The sequence below is a fragment of the Nocardia sp. CA-107356 genome (assembly GCF_050946365.1).
In the GTDB taxonomy this organism is placed as follows: Bacteria; Actinomycetota; Actinomycetes; order Mycobacteriales; family Mycobacteriaceae; genus Nocardia.
The window spans coordinates 4472417-4490843 of the sequence record NZ_CP191992.1 but is presented as its reverse complement, the minus strand read 5'-3'; the positions used below and the strand labels follow the sequence as shown (position 1 = coordinate 4490843).

Sequence of the window (18427 nt, the reverse complement as noted above, 5' to 3'; positions counted from 1 at the left end):
TAGTTAGTGTTTTCGCTGGTGGCGCAAGCGGTTTGAGGATTTCGGGCATAGGGCAACGGAGCTCGTTGGTTCAGATAGTCGACCAAGACAGCCTGTTGCCGAGGAGCTCCGTTGCCGTTTCATTCTCCCCTGCCTCCCGCGTTGGCGGCGATCACCCGGTCGGTGACCGTGGCCGCGGGCCGATTCGCTGCCGGTCATCTGGGCGAGTTGACCGTGGTGGTGCCCTTCGAGCTTGTCGACGCGGTCCTCGAGGAGAACCGGTCAGTGCAGCGCCGGTTGCGTGATCTCCCGTCTCGGGTCGGGGTCTATTTCCTCCTGGCGATGTGCTTGTTCCCCGAGGTGGGTTATCGGTCGGCCTGGGACAAACTCACGGCCTCGCTGACCGGGATACCCTTGCCCACCCCGACCGCGAAAGCGTTGCGGGACTTGCGCCGTCGGGTGGGGGTCGCGCCGATGCGGACGTTATTCGATGTGCTGGCCGGGCCGTTGGCGCAGCCGTCGACTCCGGGGGTTCGGTTCGGGCGATATCGGATGGTGTCCGTCGATGGCTGCACCTCCCAGAAAGTGCCCGCCACCGCTGGAGAACCGGGCCTGGCTGCGTGCCACCGCCCATTACGCCTACCCGATGCTGGAATTGATGACGCTGGTGGAGACCCCGAACCCGCGCGGTGATCGGGGCAGTGTTCGGACCCACCGAACTCGGCGAGACCGGCTACGCCTGCAAGCTGCTGCATCTACTGCGCACGGACATGCTGGTGTTGTGGGACAGGGGCTTCGACAGCAACGACTTCCTCGTCAAAGTCTGCGCGACCAATGCCCAAGTATTGGGTCGGTCGCGCAGCAACCGGCGCATCCCGGTCCTGACCCGCCTGGGCGATGGCTCGTATCTGGCGGTCATCGCCGGGATCCCGGTGCGGATCATCGACGCTCAGATCACCGTGACCTGCATCGACAGCACCATATTCAGCGCCAGCTACCGCCTCGTCACGCCCCTGAACGACGCCCGCCGCTACCCGGCAGCGACGCTAGTGGCCCTCTACCACCAGCAGTGGGAACATGAATCCGCCTACTACGCGCTGCGCCACACGATCATGGCCGGACGAGTTCTGCGCTCGGGCGACCCCGTCGGTGTCGAACAGGAAATGTGGGCCCTGCTGGGCCTGTACCAAGCGCTGCGCATCGTGATGGTCGACGCCGCCGAATCCCGTCCAGGTACCGACCCAGACCGTTGCAGCTTCGCCATCGCTTTCCACACCGCCCGTGACCAGGTCGTCACCGCGGACGGGGTTGTTCCCACCGGGACCGGAAGCGGCCTTCTCGGGCGGATCGGCACGGGTTGCACCTGGTAGCTGGCCGGTATCGATCAGCTCCTGCTTGCGCCAGACATAGATCGTCTGATCAATCCAGGACCTTGCGGCGGAACTCCTCGGGATAGCGCCTGGGCGCGAACGAGTCTCTTTCGACAGTGTCGTGACCAAGAAGTCAACCAAACCGACTTCGTAGAACCTGGGAAACACCAGGCATCAAACCCGGAGGGGGGATTCAACCATTCCCTTTCTCGTTCAGGACACAATCAGCCAACGCAGCATGAGGTGGTTTGAAGCCTCCCAGCCGACGGGCGACTCCGAAAGGCCACAACCCCTTCATCATTCGCACAGCACCACGATCCTCCGCACGACGTACCTCATGCTGCCTCCCGTGTTCGTGGCACACCTCTTCTCAGGATGCCCAAAGCGGTCTCGGTGGTCGACAGGCGCTTGTTCAACCGCTCGTTCTCCCGACGCAGCCGCGCGATCTCGGCCTGCTCCGCGGTGAGTTTGCCGATCTTCTCACCCGGCTTCGTTGCCCGCGAGCACCCCCGCGTCGCGCTACTTGCGCCACTCGCTGATCAACGACGAATACACCCGGCCCAGATACGCGCCGCGCTGGCCGCGCTCGACCACGCGCTCGTAGGCATCGAGATGCGCGGGCTTATCCGAGGCGTTGATCGCGCGCCGCCGCTTCGGCTCGTCACCGCGCGGACCTTGTGAACCCATCCGCTCATTGTCGCCGGTGCCCCTTGAGGCCCCCGTGCTGGTCATGAAATGCAGATCAGCTCTCGCCCCACGTCAGGCTGATCGGCTGTGAGCCGATGGACTCATCTCACCCTGACACGCAGGGGGATGGAGATCCACGGCCGACGTATCGACTTCAGGGACCTCTTGCAGCAGCATGTCTGTCGAGTCAGGCAGCGAACGGAGGCCAGACGGGTGGACATCCCCGGGCAAGCCAACCGCACGGACGCCGGACAATTCACTAGTCAGCCTCCGGTTTCCCACGGCACGCTGTGCGGCTGATCGATATCCGCCACGGCAGGTAGATGGGATCGGTCGTTGGACGGCGAATCCACTGGGTGACGGCGGCCACGGCCGAACCGAGCGATGTCATGCTGGCGACTATTGCCCAGGGTGTGAGAGTGGCGGAGCTGTATGCGGTTTGGCGGAGCCCTGGTATTGGGGGGCTGCTGTTGCCGATGGCCCAGCCCATGATCGATCCGATATGTCCGCCCAGGTCCCGGCTGCGCCCGAGCGTCGCCTTCAGCTCGGGTCCTTTGCTGTCGATGTAGACCAGGGCGAGGAGGACGAAAACCGCAGTGGTCACCGTGGAAATCGTTGTCAGGCGAGACAGCGCCTCGGTGCGGAGCCGGATGTTGACCACTACCGCGCAGAGGGTAATGATGATGGCGGCACTGGCGAAGATCGCCCAGGTACCGGTGATTCGTGCGGTAGGCGGTGGCGATTGCGACCATAAGGTCAGGTATGACGTGGTCGCATCGATCCGGCCGAAGGCATTGGCGCGGGCCTTGCCGTCAGGGCCGGATGCGGTGAGCCAAGGCTGGAACAGCAGGAAGAAAGTTGCGGTGTTCCCCGCTGCAGCGTACACGTAGCCCCGGTTCCCGTGGAGCACGGACAGGTGTGGGCTGACATCGCGTTGGCGCTGTGTGCCGCTTCTCAATCGGTCGGGTGGCGCGGTTGGGCTGTGTCGAGTCTCGTTCGCTGACCAGGGAGTTGGCTGCACCATCGCTCCAGTTCAGATGTAGTTGGGCTTGAGAATCGAGTGCGGCCATACCGGCCACGCCACGGACGACCTCAGTTTGGGCTGTCCGCTGCGGTGGCCGTCGTCGCCATTGGTACACACCGTTGTGTCTGGCGCCAAAGCCTTCTCTGTGCTGCCTCGGTAGCTACAACGCTAGGGCGATCCACGACCCGCCGACATGGCCGAAAGGTGGAGTCTATAGGCGCGTAACTGCAGTCGAGTGATCCTTCCTCGAATAGTGGCTCTGCACGGCTTCCACCTGTGGTATTAGGCCACCTTTCCGCCCGATTGGTTCAGAGCTCGTGGCGAGGAAGAAGAAGATATGGAAACCAGTTAGTGCTAGCGGACACGTAAAATAATGGCTCTGGCACAAAGTTGTTGGTGCCCTATGGATTTGGAGTCGGGCAGCGGGTGGTCGATCATGGCCCTGGTGTGCTGATCTTGATCTGATAGTTCTGCTTCCGCATCTGATCGATCTGAGCATCGAGCACGTCTACCGCCACGGGCCAACCTTGCGGATCTACGCCAGCATCACAACCCAAGGCGCGCTGTGTCCGGACTGCGCCGCTTGGCCGGTTCGGGTGCACAGCCGCTGTCAGCGGTGCCTGTCCGATGCCGCGGTCGGTGGGACTGAGACGCTGATCTGCTTGCGAGTGCGCAGGTTCTACTGCGGCAACCTCGCCTGCGCCCGCACCACATTCGCCGAACAGGTCCCGGGCCTGACTACCGCTCACGCCCGGCGGACGCCGTTGCTGCGCAGCGTGCTGGAGCGGATCGCGCTGTCGCTGGGTGGCCGCCCCGGCGAGCGGCTGACCCACCGACTGGCCGTGGCGTATCTCGGATGACGTTGCTGCTCGAACTCGGTCGGTACCCATTGCTTGGGGGGGTAAGGAAACCCAGCCATCCGTCCGGCACCAATCCCGCATCGCGTGTGCGGTCATCTCGGTGCCGTTGTGCATGCGAATGTGCACCGACCGGGCCGCCGCCGAGCCAAATCGTTACCAGCGAGGCCACGGATCGACACCTTGTTCGGGTTTCACATGGTGGAGATTAGTTAATCGTCTGGCGGACTCGGTCAGCCCCTCGCGGTTTTTATCGGTGGGGTTGCGGTAATATGCCTGTGCTCTCGCAAGGTGATCTTCCGCAAACTTCTTGCCGAGATACCAGCGGGTATCGCGGTCAGCATTGCTCCAATCTTTTGCAGTCACATGTTTACGCAGTGCTATGTCCGAATCAGCGTGCGCTTCGACCTTAGCGATGAACGCGTTATCGAGCACAGCATTCTTTGCCGGCCCCGCGGCATGTCGCCTGAAGTTTTGAGCAGCGATAACTGCTTGTGCAGCGAAGTTGCGGTGTGCCTTGTCGCCGACATGGTTTTCCACGGCCAGCGCCGCCGCGACCGCCTTCTGTAGTGGCGCGAATCCACCACTGTCATTGGATCTCGATGCGGTCTGCACCGCCGTAGCCCGCTGAGCATTGTGGATCTGAGCGTGGGGGACTCCGAGGGCCAGCAGGACTGCCGCCGCGGCGGGACCGGTTACGGCGCTGTCACCGAGGCCATCGACGGCGGCGGCGAGTCCGAGTTCCGTGTGGAGTCCCCCCTCTTTCTCCGCCCGCGCCAGCGCCTTTAACCGGGCATTTTTCCGGGTCGCCTTGTTCCACTCCTGCGATTCGAGATTCATCGGCGCACTCTTGATATTGGCCTTATCGACCGTCTTCCGTCCGAAGGCCAGCGGGTTGAGCGGGTTGAGCGTCCCCGCCGCAAGCCAGGCGGTAATAGGCGAGCTGTTGACGGCGCTGACTGCGGCCATTGTAGTCAGCAACCGCTGACCCGCGCCAACCGAGGAGTTGGTCCCCATTCCCAGGGCAGTACCACCACCACCGGCTGACTTCGACAGTCCATTTTGCGTCGCGAGTGCGAACCGGTTCGCGATCCAGTGCGAGCTGCGGTCGAGGGCACCGCTGAGCCGTTTCAGTTGGAAGACGGCAATAACTTCCACGATGGCGCCGAGAACCAGCACGTACTGGGCAGGTGCTTGCTTGAACAGATTGCCGAGGAACAATACGTAGACGCCCAGGAAGATAGTGAACGCTGTCATCCGTGCCGCGGCGATGAAACTGTCGACGAGGTTACGGATCAGGAACGTCTGAGTCGGCCCATAGATGAATCCGCCGGCAGCGAAACCGAAGATGGAGAGAAACCCGTGATAGATCGCGTCGTATGCTGACCAGATGATCTTGATCGACAGATACACGCCGAAGATCAGCAATACTGTCGCGGAGATCAGCAGCACGAGCCCGGAGCCGATCTGACCCATATCCGGACTGCTGGCCCGGGCATATGCAGCAGAGTCCCCACAATTGCGCAACCCCGCCAAAACCTGAGCGTCGCTACCGGTCCCCGTCGTCGTCGACCAGATTGTGCGGCAGCTTGGTGTCAGGTCGATTACGTGCCCGAAGTTCCAGACCTGGGTCGGCTGGCGAGCGAAGTTGTCGGCCAGACCGGCCTCCAGGCCAGGCACCATCCCAGCAGGCGCGGGGCTGGATCGGCCGTTGAGTCCGGCCGCCACCGACAGTCCCAGATCGCGCCCCTGCGCTAGCAGGCCGTCAGAGGACAGGACGTCCGCCAGCGGCTGCGAGAGAAAGAACGGGCCGATGATCGCAACACCGACCATAGTCACGACCTGCATGACGGCCTTGGCGTGATACCCACGCACCACAAACCATGCAACAATGAACGCGCCGATCGACCCTGCGACCGTCAACATAAGGGGTGTGGCGATCTGGCTGGCAAACTGATCAGCGACGCCAGTCACCACACCACTGATCGGCCTCAGCCACTGAAAGCTTAGAGCATAACCGATCATCCATACTGCCGTTGTCACTATGACCTTGTATCCGACGAACTCCAGGCCGAGTATCGCCACGACGACTGTTTGCAGCGGATCGAATAGGCTGCCATGCGGGGCCGCGAATGTGTAATCCAACACTGGAACGCCCCCGGAATCGCGAACGTTCATCCAGCCAAGCGCATCGACCTGATTCCCACTTGCGGTGCCGGTCTGCGGCGCAGCCGCCGCACCGATGGCCGCAGGAAACACGGTCCATAGCCCCAGGCAAAGCAAAAGCCAGGCGATCCGCCGCCCTCGGGGAGACCATCGTGCTCGGTCAAGCCCGTGCCGTAACTGGATAATCATCCGGAAGTCGTCCCCCAAGATCCGCTTCTGCACCCACAGCTCAAGATCGCGGGATATCCCACGCAAAATGTTGCTGATGAATCTGCCATGGCCGTGCCTGACACAGGAACGGCGGCCAGATCGAGAATGATTTGAATTGCGACTACAAAGGTCTACCGAGCAGCAGCTATAGGTTCGGTCTCGTCGGTCACTCTCACGAATCAAATCCATCCGGCCGCCTGACACTCGGTGGAACATGTGGTCGAGTCCTCCGTCGGGGAACCTTATATGCCCCATGGCTGCCAGTCCGCAGGGTGAAATTTCGGTAGCCGTTTTAACCCCGAGCTTAACTTTGTTATCAAGCCTGCTTCGCATCAATTAACAGCGAGGTCGGCATGTCGCAGCCGGAAGTTCGGGCGTCGTGTCGTGTTCTCGGCCCAGAATTGTTGATGCGAATCGTCAACGCATATCAGCCGATGACCTGTCTGCGCAGCCACGCAGGAGCAGTTCCGGATGAAAACAAACGCGGTGTCTCGATCGGTCTGCCGGCGCAAACTTTCTTCGCCGACCCATTTACCCGGTGACGATATCGTCAGCAAGTTGACCAATGCCGCATATAATTTCGCCCGTCGTTGCCTGTGAGACGCCTGCCGCGAGCAGTGCGGCAGTCAAATGTCCAGCAACAAGCCCGAACTGCTCGGTGGTGACGCCGAGATGCTGGTGCACGTTTTTCATTGACGCACCCGTATAAGGATCGGGGCCACCTAGCACGGCCGCAAAGAACTCGACCTGGCGCTTTTTGAGCCGTTCCAAATCAACACTGTCGAACTTGTCTTTGAGCGCGTCGTCCGCAAGGACCAGTTTGTAAAAGTGGCTGACAACGAGGGTGATAGCCGGCGTGCCGCCGATCTGCTCGTAGATCGACTGTTCGGTCGTCATAGGTGCTCCATAAGGTTGTAGGTGTTCAGGACCGGATGTTCTGGGTGCCCAGGGGCGGGGTGCGGTGTCATGGCGGGCCCATTGGCCCATGCTTTGCGCTCAGCAGATAGGTGCTCACCACCGCGCACCTCGCGGAGGCCGGCGCGTCTGGTACGGGTGACGCAGGATCAGCGCCGAACAGACGCGGAGGGATGCGCGCAGACCGTCGAAACTGCCCATATGCATGGCGGTCTAACGCCGATCACGGGCATTGCCCGAATCCTCCGCGATCTCCAGGTGCTCACTGCACGCCGCGAGAACCTGCGCACAGTTGCTGGCCGACGCCATTCCTGCCAAAAGTGTTCGGGCCACCGGCCGCCTACACCGGACTGGCACCGACACTCAGAGACAGACGCGGGAACCTGCAGTGTCCCATGCGGTACCACCGCAGCAAGTTCTACGTGGCCGCACTGTCGACTCAACGACGTAATCTGGGGGCTGATTCGCGACAATCACACCCTCACCGCCGACGCCACAGCCCGGGTCAAGGTTGCGGCTTGACGCGATCATTCAAACTCCTTGTCGGTCTCATCACAATAGCTGCCGATCTGTCATCGCCGATATCGGTAGAACAATTGGCGCGGTAACTAAGGCGCTCCGCCGGTTTACGGCCAAACTTGGCGCCGTCAGGATATGGCAAGAATCGTAAATACTTGCCATATCCTGGTGCACTTTCAATTACCGATAGGGCTATGCCTTCTGCATTGCAGGGCCGAGAGGTACTGCCGGCAGTGGCTGCCATGCCCGGCGTGCTCGCGGAGCACGAAACCTGCCTCGGCCCAATCCATTCGCAGTGGGGTATCTGCGCAGTATCGGTGCCGTTCCCGGTACAGGTCGACGAGAGCGGGAGCCAGCGCAACCATCACCCCCTCCGCAGTGTACGGGCAGAGAATTTCATGGCGAGGCCAACCTTTGGCGATCGACTTCAGGGGCTCGCCCGTCCAAATATTCACTACACCACCTCACTCGACTTCTACCTATCCGACAATAAGGCGATCGCGAACGGGCCGTCATGGCACGATAGTGGAATTGACGTAACCCAACAGACGTGTGGTAAAAGTTTCACGCCGGTCGTTTGACTGGGACCTGCAGTCGACCTGGGCAGGCGGCGGCTCCGAACGGGGATTTGTTGCCGGTGTTGGACGGCCCGAGGGCCCGGCTGACGTGGCCACCGGCACGTCCTTGCCGTTATCTTTGGGCGCCCTGTCGCACCACCCGACGAAGGCTATACGATGACACTTGGAAGCTGCTGCTGGAGACTATCTGTCGAGCAGGCGATCGCGCGGTCACGTGCGCCTAAGCATCAGGTCGTGCCTGACGGTTATGTTGCTCTGCCTCACATTTGGTGGAAGCTGAATTGCAGGCTATGCCAACATGGTTCGGTGCCGACGGATCGCAGACAAGCGAGCCGTGCTGACGGGGTTTCCGAGTGATGTTTTGGCCTGCTCTCGCAGATTATCTTCTGTTACACGCAACAGACTGGCGGGGGTCATCAAGGCCCTTCCCTCTCTACGGGAGGCGCGATGTCCACCAGCCGAGCGGCGCTTCGTTCCCCCGTCGCCTGATCCCGTCCGCATCTGACCGGCTGGCTGATCCGGTCCCGCGATGTGAGGGGTGCGGGCTGACCACGAAGGCGATAGTGCACCGGTCTGACGTGCAGTAACGCCAATTGCAGGAAGGGAAGGCCCAACCATTCGGAAGGCTTCACCCGCGTTCAGATACCAGACCACGAAGATCCTTGAGGCTCGGTTCGCTGAGTAGGCCCGGGGCGCGGTGGCGGGATTGCTCCTGCTCCGTTTCTAAAAAATAATCCCGGAGTTCGTTGGGGTCGTCGGTCGCGGTTCCCGTGCTGGACCTGGGGGTTTTCCGTGTTCTGGTGGTTTTGGCCGTTCTGACTCAACTTCATGTATTCCGAGCTGCTCTCGTGTTTGACGATGCTCCAGCGGTGAAGTTGAAGGCCAGGAGGCGTGGTGGGGTTGTCGGTCGTGCGGGATTTGCACGAGGTGCGTGCGGCGGCGGGTCTGGAGGAGATCGAGCGGTTCGAGACCGACGTGTTCGCGGGGTTTGTCCTGGCTCGTTGCGCGGCTGGCTTGTCGGACAACACGATTCGCTCGGATGTCAGCCACGTGGAGCAGGTGCGGACCTGGTTCGGGAAGCCGTTGTGGGACATGCAGCCCGCGGACGCGGACTCGTATTTCGGCACCGTGCTGCGTCCGGTGCCGATCCCCACGAGACTTGCTCGGGCGCAAGCGATCAGGACTTATTTCGAGTTTCTGGAGCTGCGACACAAGATCGAGATTCACAACCTGACGGGCCGCATCGTCGAGTGCCCGATCGACGAGATCAACCGGCCCCGAGGCTGCGCGAAGGCCAAGCTGCGGATCCCGCCGGCGGCCGAGCAGATCGCACGGTTGTTCGCCGGGTGGCGTGGGGAGTTGGCGACCTGTCGCAAGTTCGGGCCTGTTGCCCGCAACCACGCTGCGGCCCGGTTGATGAGCGAGGTGGGGTTGCGGGTGAACGAGGCGCGTCATCTGGATCTGGCCGACATCAAGTGGGATCTGGGCCGTTTCGGCAAACTCCATGTCCGCCACGGCAAAGGCGCTCGGGGTTCCGGGCCCCGCGAGCGCATGGTGCCGCTGATCAACGGCGCGGGCCGGACCCTGCGATGGTTCGTCGAGGACGTGTGGTCCCAGCTCGGCGACGATCCCGCGCGGGTGGGCGCGCCGCTGTTCTGTTCGGAGCGCCGTAACGCCGATGGCACCGCGGCCCGAGTGAGCAGCGAGACGCTGCGGGCGGTCTGGCCGAGGCTGCGGTCGGGCATCTGCCGGAATGGCCGGAGAGTCTGACTCCGCATGTTCTGCGCCATTTTTGCGCGAGCGAATTGTATTTGGGTGGAATGGATTTGATCGCTATCCAGGGAACGCTGGGCCACTCCTGGGTTGCCACGACGATGAATTACATCCATGTTCATCGCACGCATGTCGAGGACGCATGGCTTGCGGGGCAGGACCGCGCCGCTCGCCGCCTGAAGGGACTTGGGGACATGAAGTGGAACTTGCGGCTGGCCGCCGCCAACCGGGGCATCTGGAAAGCCAGCGAGCTGCAACGCCAACTCACCCAGCACGGCCTGGTGATCAGCGCCGGGAAGATGTCCGGGCTGTGGTCCGGCAGCCCGGCCAGCATCAAGCTCGAGGACCTGGACATCATCTGCGCCGTGCTGGGCTGCGGGGTTGAGGAGGTCCTTTTTCCCGAGCCCGAAAAGGTCAACCGACCGGTCACCGAAGCCGAGCCGACGGACTCGACCGGCACCAGCGCAGCGGTGGTGACACCCAAACGCCGTGACGGCCGGTCACTTCCACCCGAGTAAGCAAAGCGCTTGGCCTCGCTGGCCATCGTCGTGCCCGGCTTCCATGGCGCCATCACCTGCTTATCGAGCACGCTCAGCGCAATGTTTGCCAGCAACGGCGAGGCTACGCCCCCCAACACAGTTTGAATCCGCCCGGTGAGTCCGGGGACTTCATCTTCTGTGAAGGATGGAGTCGTGTCGTCGAGGAAGAAGTACCCGGCCGAGCTGCGTGAGCGGGCCGTGCGGATGTTTGTCGAGATCCGTGATCAGCATGAGTCTGAGTGGGCTGCGATGAGGGCGGTCGCCGACCTGCTGGGTGTGGGGACGCCGGAGACGGTTCGTAAGTGGATTCGGCAGGGCCAGATCGACACCGGTGCCCGGCCGGGCATCGCCAGCGAGGAGTCCGCGGAACTGAAGCGGTTGCGGCGGGAGAACGCAGAACTCAAGCGCGCGATCGTTATCTCCGGCGGGTGCTCCGGACTCGCTGCGTGATCAGCGGGTTTGCGTCGTGGACGGTGTCGTCGACGTGCCGCCGAGGCGGGATGCGCGGAGTTGGCCGTGTAGTTGAGCGACCTGGTTGCGGAGTCGGCGGTTTTCGTCGTCGAGTTCGTGGATGCGTTGGTGGGCGAGGCTGAGTCGTCTGCGCAGGGAGGAGTGGCTTGCTCGATCGTGGTTATGTTGTGGTTCAACGGCTTTCGGTTGCTGAAGCGCGCGGAGTCTGCGTATTTCGTCTTTGAGGTCGGTTTGGGTGTAGAGCCAGGAGCGGGAGACGCCGGCGTGGTCTGCGACGGATCCGAAGGTGATCGGGGATCCTGTCTGGTCGAGGTCGTGCAGGGCGGCGATCGCTTTGATGCGTGTCTGTTCATGGCGTTGTCGGGCGGCGGCAACGAGATGGCCGCTGTTGTCAGCACGCATCTGTGGATCCCCTTGCGGGGGTGTCAGTTTCGAGTGTGGTGATGATGGTGTCGAGGTTGGTCAGCACGGTGCGGTTGGCTTCGGCCAGGCGTTGTTGGCCGCGGGCTTCGGCTGCGGTGACCAGTTGCAGTGTCTGCTCGCGTTGGGTGCGGTGTTGAGGCAGGAACTCGGGTGTGGTGATGAATACCGGGCAGGTCAGGCAGGCTTCTCTGAACTACTGTAAGTCGTCACGCTGATTGATGACTTGGGTAGTCTTCGATCGGTGGAGATGGGACTGAGCGCCGATGACTGGCTGGCGGATACGCGTGCGTCTTATGACACCGTCGCTGCAAGTTACGCAGAGCTGACACGTCATATATTGGATGAATCGCCGGAAGAACGTGCGATCTTGGCTCTGTTTGCCGACCTGGTGTGTGCGCAAGGCGGCGGGCTGGTCGCGGACGTGGGGTGCGGGACAGGCAGGATTACAGGCCACCTGCGGGAGCTGGGCCTGGACGCGTTCGGCATCGATCTGTCACCGGGGATGATCGATGTAGCCCGTCGCCATCACCCTGGGGTGCGGTTCGATCTCGGTTCTATGACAGACCTGACCTTGGACGACGCCTCGGTGACTGGGCTGGTCGCTTGGTACTCACTGATCCACATTCCTGACGACGAGATCAGCTCGGTTCTTGCGCATTTCCGTCGAGTGCTTCGGCCCGGCGGGCCGTTGCTGCTCAGCTTCCATGTCGGCGATGAGTCGCGGTTGAAGACTGAGGGCTATGGCGGGCGCCCGATGAAGGTCTATGTCCATCGCCGGCAGCATGACCAGACGATCGCGTGGCTGAACGAAGCTGGCTTCGCCGTCGAGACGCACAAGACTCTCACCTCGGCCGAGAGCAGGTTGGGAGGGATCGTCCTCGCGCGTCGTCAACCTTGAGCGGCTCCGCCAGTCGCCTGGCGGACCCGGGACCAGGTAGCTTGTGCGGCGATCTCGCCGAAGGTGGGCAGGCCCAGGTGGATCATTGACGGTTTGAGGGCGGCATCGAGCTGGGTCAGCTTCTCCTCGGCGTCGGCCAGGCTGACCTGGAGACCCTCGACCTCGCCGAGCCAGCCTTCCATCTCGGCTTCGGTGATTCGGGCGATCAAGTTGTCGCGGATCTCGGCAAGCCGTGCCCGTTGGGCCGGGTCAGGTCGGAGGAGTGAGCATCTGACACAAGCTTCCCTGAACTTAATTCTCATGGGGCAGAAGCCCTTCCGGAGATGGCATCGAATCCGGGGATGCCGAGCTCGGTCGCTGCCGTGGTTCGCTGGAGCGTGGCGTCGATCTGGGCGAGTTTGTCGTTGACGCCGCTGTAGCTGACCTGCAAGCCCTCGACTTCGCCGAGCCAGCCTTCGCGTTTGGCCTCGATGATGCGGGCTTCGAGGTTGTCGCGGATCTCCTCGAGCCGGGCTCGCTGGGCCGGATCCGGTCTCAGGAGTGAACACCGGACACATGCGTGCTCATGAATGCACGGCGTCGAAAATGTTCGCGCACAGGTCCCGACCGACACCTTCCGCTTCTCGAAATGCGACAGGAATGCGTCCCACTCTTCGTCGGTCGGGGTGCGGTATTCTTCGCCGGGACGAACGGACCGGCGGCGCGCGATGAAAGCCCGATGTGCCTCAATGGTTTCCGCAGGGTAGACGGCCTTGTAACCCATGGTCGTATCGATGCTCTTGTGCCCGCAAATGACCTGCGCGATATGCGGTGGCAGGCCGTTCATGATGGCGTCGGTGACGAAGATCCTGCGGAAGTCGTGAGGGCTGAATATCAGTGGGTCGCCGTTCGGGTCGGTGAGCCGGGTCGCGGCGAGGGCGTTGATGAGCAGCTTGCGGATCGCGGTCGGGGTGTAAGCCCGGCGTTCGTTGCCGATTCCGCGCTGGAACAGCACCGGCATGGGCGGGTTCCAGATTCTCTCCCGGACGTCGTAGGAGACGATCAGCGGGATGGAGCCGTCCGGGTTGCGTAAGCGCTGCACGATGGTGCTGAGAATGTCGGCCAGCTCGGGGCTGACCAACAGCAGGCGCTCGGTGTCGGTCTTGGATGGTGCGATCTGGAGCAGCGGCACCAGCTCGCCCGTGCTGGGCAGCCGATATTCGGTGATGCTGTGATGAGACAGTTCGAGCAGTTCCTCGCAGCGGATGCCGGTCAGGCGCAGCACCTCGATGGTCGCGAACGCACAGAACGCTTCCTCTTCTTCGTAGGACAGGTTGCGCCGTTTGCCGGTGGCGACCTCTTCAGCCCAGACGAATCGCCCGATCGCGTTGGGAACAACAGCTTTTCGCAGGTTCCCATCCGTGCCGTCGATGATCGCCCCGGGTTCTGCCGCTTGGGCTGCGGCCAGGAGCCCGGCCGCTGCGAGACGCCGGTCGTTGACGGTGGCCACGAGGACAGGCAGGACGGGCAGCCGTTCGCGGGTGCGCTGGTCCATGCGGGCCTTGCGGTGCTTGCGTTCCTTGGCCTTCTGAATTTCGGCATTGGTGATCGGGCAGGGCGCGACCCACGGTCCCCAACGTGCCGGGTCCTCGACGGCCCAGTGCGCGATGTCGAGGTAGAGGGCCCGCACCCGCATCAGCTCGTCTTTCAAATTCAGCCGCGGCACCGGCACTTTGATCCGCTCGCCAGTGCTGCTGATCGCGGTGCGTTCGACCGTGCCGAGGCCGTCTTTCCAGTCGCGTATCACCTCCGTCGGGATCTGCAGGGTATCGATGCCGGGAGACAGTGCCTCGATGCGGGCCCAGAACAGGCCGGCCAGCGTCCTCGAGACCGCATCGATGCTGGCGAAGTCCAGAGACGGCTGTCGTTCACGCAGGTAGTCGATGAGCAGGTCGCGGATCGGTCGGCACCCGATGCGGTAGCGGTCGACCAGCTGTTCGATCGTCAGCCGTCCACCGGCCAACCCGAAAGCACGGATGCTGTGCGGCGCGTGTTCGCCGAAGATGCCCACGGCGCGCAATCGGAGATAGAAGTCGACCTTCTTCTGTCCGCCGCGGGTCTGGACTCGGCGCATGGTGTCGACCAGTTCCGCGCAGTCACCGACGACGATGTCGGCGATGGTGCCGCCCTTGCAGGCCAGGATCACGGCGATGCGCGTCGTCGCGATCGTCGCGTCAGCCCGGGAACTGGCCGGTTCGGCGGCGGCCAGCTCGGCCAGCCGAGCGAACCCGTTCGGATCCCTGACCTGCGCCATCACCGTCGCGAGATATCGGTGAGTGCGGGTCAGCATCCAATCCATGCCGGGGCGGAGCATGTCGCCGCAGATCAGCATCAGCAGCCCGGACGGCAGATCGGTCGAGTCGTAGGAGGTGGTTCCGCCGTGTGCTGCCAGCCATGCCATCGGCAGCTCGATCCATTCCGCTCCCGGATGCTCTTCGGCGCCGCTGGCTTGCCAGCGATCCTGCCAGGTGTCACCCGGGAACGACGCCAGCCAGCTCAGTATCTTGGTCACTCCGCGTCGTCGTCCGGCCCGGGTGCCTTTCGCCGTGGGGGCGAACGGTGGGGCGGTCAACCGCCCGAGGACCTGCTCGGCAGTCGCTGCCGTGTGTGGCCACCATCCCTCCACGAGGCGTGGCGGGAATTCGGTGCGCAGCTGGCCGTTTCGCAGCCGCTGCTCGGCGGCGACCGACGCAGCGGCGGCCAGTGGTTTGCGGGTGCTGTGCTTGACGATGGAGGTCACAAGTTCCTCCCGAACAACACACTCAGCGTCTGTGGGTCGTAGCCGGGTGCCGGCGGTGGCGGCACCGGTTTGTCGCGCCGTTCGGCGGTGCGGGCATGATGGGCCAGCACCCCGGCGATCACCTCGTCTGTATTCGGGGTCAGGTAAATTTCGGTGGTGGACAGGTGCGCATGTCCCATAATCAGCTGGACGTCGCTCAGCGTCAGCTGCGGGTCGCGGGCCATTCTGGCGGCCGCAGAGTGGCGCAGATCGTGCAAGAGCCGAGGACAGCGTTGGCGCGCTCGAACATCCGGTGCGCCGCATGATAATTCAACGGCCGCCGCGGTCGCCGCAACGTCCACCACACCGGCTGGACGCGGCCTTGGGGGATCTGGCCGTGCAACTGTTCCTGATACAACCGCAGCCAGACGAACGCATCCGCCGACGCCGGCACCTGTTGCGCGGCGCGAGTTCCCTTGCGCACCACGGTGATCAGTTGCTGGCCCGGGGCGACGTCGCAGTGCCGCAGCCCCAGCAGCTCCGACGCGCGCACCCCCGTCGAGATCCAGAACGCCACCAGCGCCCGGTCCCGATGCGACCCCAGTGCCGCGAACAACTCGTTGAACCGGTGATCGGGAATCGCGCGGGGAACCCGATGCGGAACCTTCGGCCGATAACGTCCCACCCGCTCCCGCGCCCACCCATCCATCGGATTGTGATGCGCATGCGCCCGCCGGGAACGCCGCGACGGATCCAACGGGAACGGATTCAGAACCGGCCCGCTGCCGGCATCCCGGTGAAAGTCGTAGAAACTCCGCAACACCGTCTCCGAGTGCGCCACGGTCGCCGGGGCGTATCCGTCGCCCAGCGCAGGCTTGCCGGTTATCGAATTCGGCTCTCCCGCACGACCATTCGCCCAACCAGTGCCGCTGGAACGACCGACCTGACGGCGTTGCTTCACCGTCAGCTGAATCCAGCAGCTGAAATCGCGAGCTTCGACCCGAGTCGCGCGGTCCCAGCCGACATCGACGGCCTGTAGAACCGCCACCACCGCAACAGATCCATGCCATACGAGCGCAGCGTCGGCGCCGGCCGCCCCGCCGCCAACAACTCTCGCAGGAACACCGCCGCCGCGTCGACCACCACCCCGCTGCTGTCCAGCAGCCGATACGGCTCGGAGTCCTCGCCGGTAGCTATCAACCGGCCCGACCGGGGCACCACCAGACCCGCGAGATCGCGGGTGTTCTCCTCGGATTCGATCACGCCGGCAAGCTACCGACCCGGCCCAAACCCCAGCGGCTCCGACCTGCCCCAACCATGAAGTTAGTTCAGTCAATAGGGCGTTCGCGTGTGGGCAGGACTTCTGCAGCGGCAGCCCGCAGTAGCCGTTGGGCAGCGCCATCTGGGCGCGGGCGAGGTTGTGGTTCATCCATTCCGCGTCGCCGAGCAGCCCGTCATCGTTGGTGTCGACGGGGCGGCCGTGGATGTCGATTTTGCGGGCGCGTTCCCATTGGGTGCGGATGGTGGTGTCGGCCAGGCGGGCGTAGCGGGCGGTCATGGTGTGGCTGGTGTGGTCGAGTAGCCTGCGCACGACTTCTTGGGAGACGTTGTTGTTGATCAGCCGGGTGGCGTAGGTGTGGCGGAATTGGTGCGGGGTGACCCTGGCCGTGCGGCCGAGTTCGTCGGTCACGGCGATATCGGAGAACCACTGCTTGAGGTGCATGTCGAAGGTGTTGGGCCCGAGGGGATATCGGCCTTTTGGGTTGGCGTGTGTGCGCGGAAACAGCACATCGGTATCGGGGTGTTGGGCGCTGGTGCGTTCCTGCTGTTCGGTGATCTTCCCGGCGAGCTGGTCGTCGATGGGGACGATGGCCTCGCGACGCATCTTGTGGTTGCGGTAGCGCAGGTAGGTCGCTGCGGCCGGGTCTCGGACGAGGCAGTCGATCGACAGGCGGGTGGCATCACCGATCCGCAGCCCGGTGCCGATGAGGATTTCGATCAACAAACGGATGCGCGGGTCGGTGATTCGGTCGAGATTGGCTGGCGATTCGAGCTGATTCATCACGAATTCCGGAATCGCCCGCGATGCGCTCGGCTGCTCCGGGCGGGGACAGTCGTCGGGATAGAGATCGGCATCGACAGGCAATGTGGCCCAACCATGTTGGCGGATCGCTCGCAGAAACCCGGTCACCGCGCCGATATCGCCGCGCCGCGTCTTGGTATGGCCGACCTCGCTGGCCAGCGCAGCCAGATAGCACTCCAGACTCGTGCGGGTCAGGGTGGCGGGACCGAGCGAAGAGGTCAACCCGGGACTCAGCCGCGACAGTCGCACCACCGCGACGAGATCGCGGCGGACCTGGGTGAGCCCGACTCCGCATGACAGCCGCCACCGGCACCAGCGTTTGGCCAGTTCCCGCAGCCAGATCGGCTGGACCGGGGTGAAATCGAGCCGGGCGCCTCGACCGGCGCCGGGAATCGCTAGACGCCGTAAAAGCCAGGTGTCCCTTGGATATTCAGTGTCCCAGCCTGCGCTGTCGCGCAGGTCCAGCAGGCAGTCGACGGCGAAGGCGATAAACGCTCGCGCGGTGCTCGTTGCCGAGGCGGGCAACTCGTCGAGCCACCGCTGCAGCGGCCGGTCCAACAGGGAGATGTCCCCGGCCGTGGCGAGATGGTCGATCAGCGGTTTGATCGTTCGTGGCACCACTCGGGCCCGTTGTGCGTCGACCCGGCATTGCAGCGCGTACTGGAGCTCGAGCCGCGGCCGCGCCGACAGTGCCCGGAAGTCGAATCGGTCCTCGCCGTAATCCGCGCAGTATGCGACGAACTCCTCGACCGCGGGGCGACCCCGCATCCGCCACCTCGTGTGGTGGGACCGGCACCAACCGGCGTCGAGTTCGGCCCATAGCCGGCAACCGTGCACCGCGCAGACCGCCGCTGCGGTCGCCGTCGGGGGTGACCAGGTTCCAAGGTCAGGGCGTCCTATGGCATCCCATTGCCGGGAATGCTTGTAGCACAACCGATATCGTAGTTGCCCGTATCCGCATCCGGTGACCGCGCATGGTTGCAGCGGACGATGCCCCATCACCGCCGGATCAGCTGTAGCCGCCCACTCCGGCAACGATGGTCGCCCTGCGCTGTTCCAGCGTCGGTGGTGCGCCAAACACAATCGGTTGTAGCGCGAGGAGTGCACGCAGCCAGGCACCGAGCACGGCGGCGTTCCCAGGATCAAATCGCCGACCGCGGGCACCAGCACCTCCGTT

15 protein-coding genes and 2 pseudogenes are annotated in these 18427 nt (G+C 63.5%); 7 read left to right on the top strand and 10 right to left on the bottom strand.

Features of this window, described 5'->3' with window-relative positions; genetic code table 11:
- Positions 1–111: 111 nt before the first annotated feature.
- On the top strand, positions 112–672 hold the full coding sequence (locus ACQP1G_RS20120) for a transposase domain-containing protein (protein WP_433206505.1): 561 nt from the start codon (positions 112–114) through the stop codon (positions 670–672).
- 8 nt (positions 673–680) lie between these two features.
- Positions 681–1349, top strand: coding sequence for a transposase (locus ACQP1G_RS20115; protein ID WP_433206502.1), 669 nt, complete (start codon positions 681–683; stop codon positions 1347–1349).
- 519 nt (positions 1350–1868) lie between these two features.
- Here the strand turns inward: ACQP1G_RS20115 and ACQP1G_RS20110 are convergent.
- Together ACQP1G_RS20110 and ACQP1G_RS20105 are read right to left on the bottom strand one after the other, a co-directional pair.
- Entirely contained in the window at positions 1869–2036 is a 168-nt protein-coding gene (locus tag ACQP1G_RS20110; RefSeq protein ID WP_433206499.1) for a hypothetical protein, read from the bottom strand.
- Positions 2037–2295: 259 nt separating this feature from the next.
- Positions 2296–2922, bottom strand: coding sequence for a hypothetical protein (locus ACQP1G_RS20105; protein ID WP_433206496.1), 627 nt, complete (start codon positions 2920–2922; stop codon positions 2296–2298).
- A gap of 800 nt (positions 2923–3722) precedes the next feature.
- Here ACQP1G_RS20105 and ACQP1G_RS20100 point away from each other — a divergent pair.
- Positions 3723–3920, top strand: a complete 198-nt coding sequence (locus ACQP1G_RS20100) for a hypothetical protein (protein ID WP_433206493.1) — start codon at positions 3723–3725, stop codon at positions 3918–3920.
- Positions 3921–4073: 153 nt separating this feature from the next.
- Here ACQP1G_RS20100 and ACQP1G_RS20095 read toward each other — a convergent pair whose 3' ends face one another.
- Both ACQP1G_RS20095 and ACQP1G_RS20090 read right to left on the bottom strand, forming a co-directional pair.
- Complete coding sequence (locus ACQP1G_RS20095) at positions 4074–6305, bottom strand: hypothetical protein (RefSeq protein ID WP_433206490.1); 2232 nt, start codon at positions 6303–6305, stop codon at positions 4074–4076.
- A 519-nt stretch (positions 6306–6824) separates the two neighbouring features.
- Entirely contained in the window at positions 6825–7190 is a 366-nt protein-coding gene (locus tag ACQP1G_RS20090) for a group I truncated hemoglobin (protein ID WP_433206487.1), read from the bottom strand.
- 2009 nt (positions 7191–9199) lie between these two features.
- On the opposite strand from ACQP1G_RS20090, the gene ACQP1G_RS20085 reads away from it, so the two are divergent.
- The 3 genes and pseudogenes from ACQP1G_RS20085 to ACQP1G_RS20075 form a co-directional block, all read left to right on the top strand.
- Positions 9200–10075, top strand: a complete 876-nt coding sequence (locus ACQP1G_RS20085; RefSeq protein WP_433206484.1) for a site-specific integrase — start codon at positions 9200–9202, stop codon at positions 10073–10075.
- Positions 10076–10272: 197 nt separating this feature from the next.
- Positions 10273–10596, top strand: a complete 324-nt coding sequence (locus ACQP1G_RS20080) for a helix-turn-helix domain-containing protein (protein ID WP_433208675.1) — start codon at positions 10273–10275, stop codon at positions 10594–10596.
- Between the two features lie 225 nt (positions 10597–10821).
- Positions 10822–11028: pseudogene (locus ACQP1G_RS20075) on the top strand (IS3-like element IS987 family transposase); the annotation flags it as partial.
- A 39-nt stretch (positions 11029–11067) separates the two neighbouring features.
- Here ACQP1G_RS20075 and ACQP1G_RS20070 read toward each other — a convergent pair.
- Positions 11068–11490, bottom strand: a complete 423-nt coding sequence (locus tag ACQP1G_RS20070) for a DUF6262 family protein (RefSeq protein ID WP_433206481.1) — start codon at positions 11488–11490, stop codon at positions 11068–11070.
- A pseudogene (locus ACQP1G_RS20065) lies at positions 11480–11695 on the bottom strand (tyrosine-type recombinase/integrase); the annotation flags it as partial. The gene ACQP1G_RS20070 and the pseudogene ACQP1G_RS20065, both read right to left, overlap by 11 nt.
- 63 nt (positions 11696–11758) lie before the next feature.
- Between ACQP1G_RS20065 and ACQP1G_RS20060 the strand changes: the two are divergent.
- Entirely contained in the window at positions 11759–12409 is a 651-nt protein-coding gene (locus ACQP1G_RS20060) for a class I SAM-dependent DNA methyltransferase (RefSeq protein ID WP_433208581.1), read from the top strand.
- On the opposite strand, the gene ACQP1G_RS20055 is transcribed toward ACQP1G_RS20060, so the two are convergent.
- The 4 genes from ACQP1G_RS20055 to ACQP1G_RS20040 all read right to left on the bottom strand — a co-directional run bounded on the left by ACQP1G_RS20055 (position 12400) and on the right by ACQP1G_RS20040 (position 18018).
- Entirely contained in the window at positions 12400–12618 is a 219-nt protein-coding gene (locus ACQP1G_RS20055) for a hypothetical protein (RefSeq protein WP_433204837.1), read from the bottom strand. The two genes, ACQP1G_RS20060 and ACQP1G_RS20055, sit on opposite strands and share 10 nt — an antisense overlap.
- 89 nt (positions 12619–12707) lie before the next feature.
- Positions 12708–15188, bottom strand: a complete 2481-nt coding sequence (locus tag ACQP1G_RS20050; protein ID WP_433204839.1) for a tyrosine-type recombinase/integrase — start codon at positions 15186–15188, stop codon at positions 12708–12710.
- On the bottom strand, positions 15185–15412 hold the full coding sequence (locus ACQP1G_RS20045) for a hypothetical protein (protein ID WP_433204842.1): 228 nt from the start codon (positions 15410–15412) through the stop codon (positions 15185–15187). Before ACQP1G_RS20045 ends, ACQP1G_RS20050 begins: the two co-directional genes overlap by 4 nt.
- The gene (locus tag ACQP1G_RS20040) at positions 15391–18018 is read right to left on the bottom strand and encodes a tyrosine-type recombinase/integrase (RefSeq protein WP_433206478.1); all 2628 of its coding nucleotides are present in this window, start codon (positions 18016–18018) and stop codon (positions 15391–15393) included. The genes ACQP1G_RS20045 and ACQP1G_RS20040 overlap by 22 nt, the downstream gene beginning before the upstream one ends.
- Between the last annotated feature and the right edge of the window lie 409 nt (positions 18019–18427).

Bases quoted from the DNA above. Each gene is read 5' to 3' on its own strand.
- ACQP1G_RS20110 (WP_433206499.1), bottom strand. From the start codon at position 2,036: ATGGGTTCACAAGGTCCGCGCGGTGACGAGCCGAAGCGGCGGCGCGCG.
- ACQP1G_RS20090 (WP_433206487.1), bottom strand. From the start codon at position 7,190: ATGACGACCGAACAGTCGATCTACGAGCAGATCGGCGGCACGCCGGCT.
- ACQP1G_RS20080 (WP_433208675.1), top strand. From the start codon at position 10,273: ATGAAGTGGAACTTGCGGCTGGCCGCCGCCAACCGGGGCATCTGGAAA.
- ACQP1G_RS20070 (WP_433206481.1), bottom strand. From the start codon at position 11,490: ATGCGTGCTGACAACAGCGGCCATCTCGTTGCCGCCGCCCGACAACGC.
- ACQP1G_RS20060 (WP_433208581.1), top strand. From the start codon at position 11,759: ATGGGACTGAGCGCCGATGACTGGCTGGCGGATACGCGTGCGTCTTAT.
- ACQP1G_RS20045 (WP_433204842.1), bottom strand. From the start codon at position 15,412: ATGGCCCGCGACCCGCAGCTGACGCTGAGCGACGTCCAGCTGATTATG.
- ACQP1G_RS20040 (WP_433206478.1), bottom strand. From the start codon at position 18,018: ATGCGGGGTCGCCCCGCGGTCGAGGAGTTCGTCGCATACTGCGCGGAT.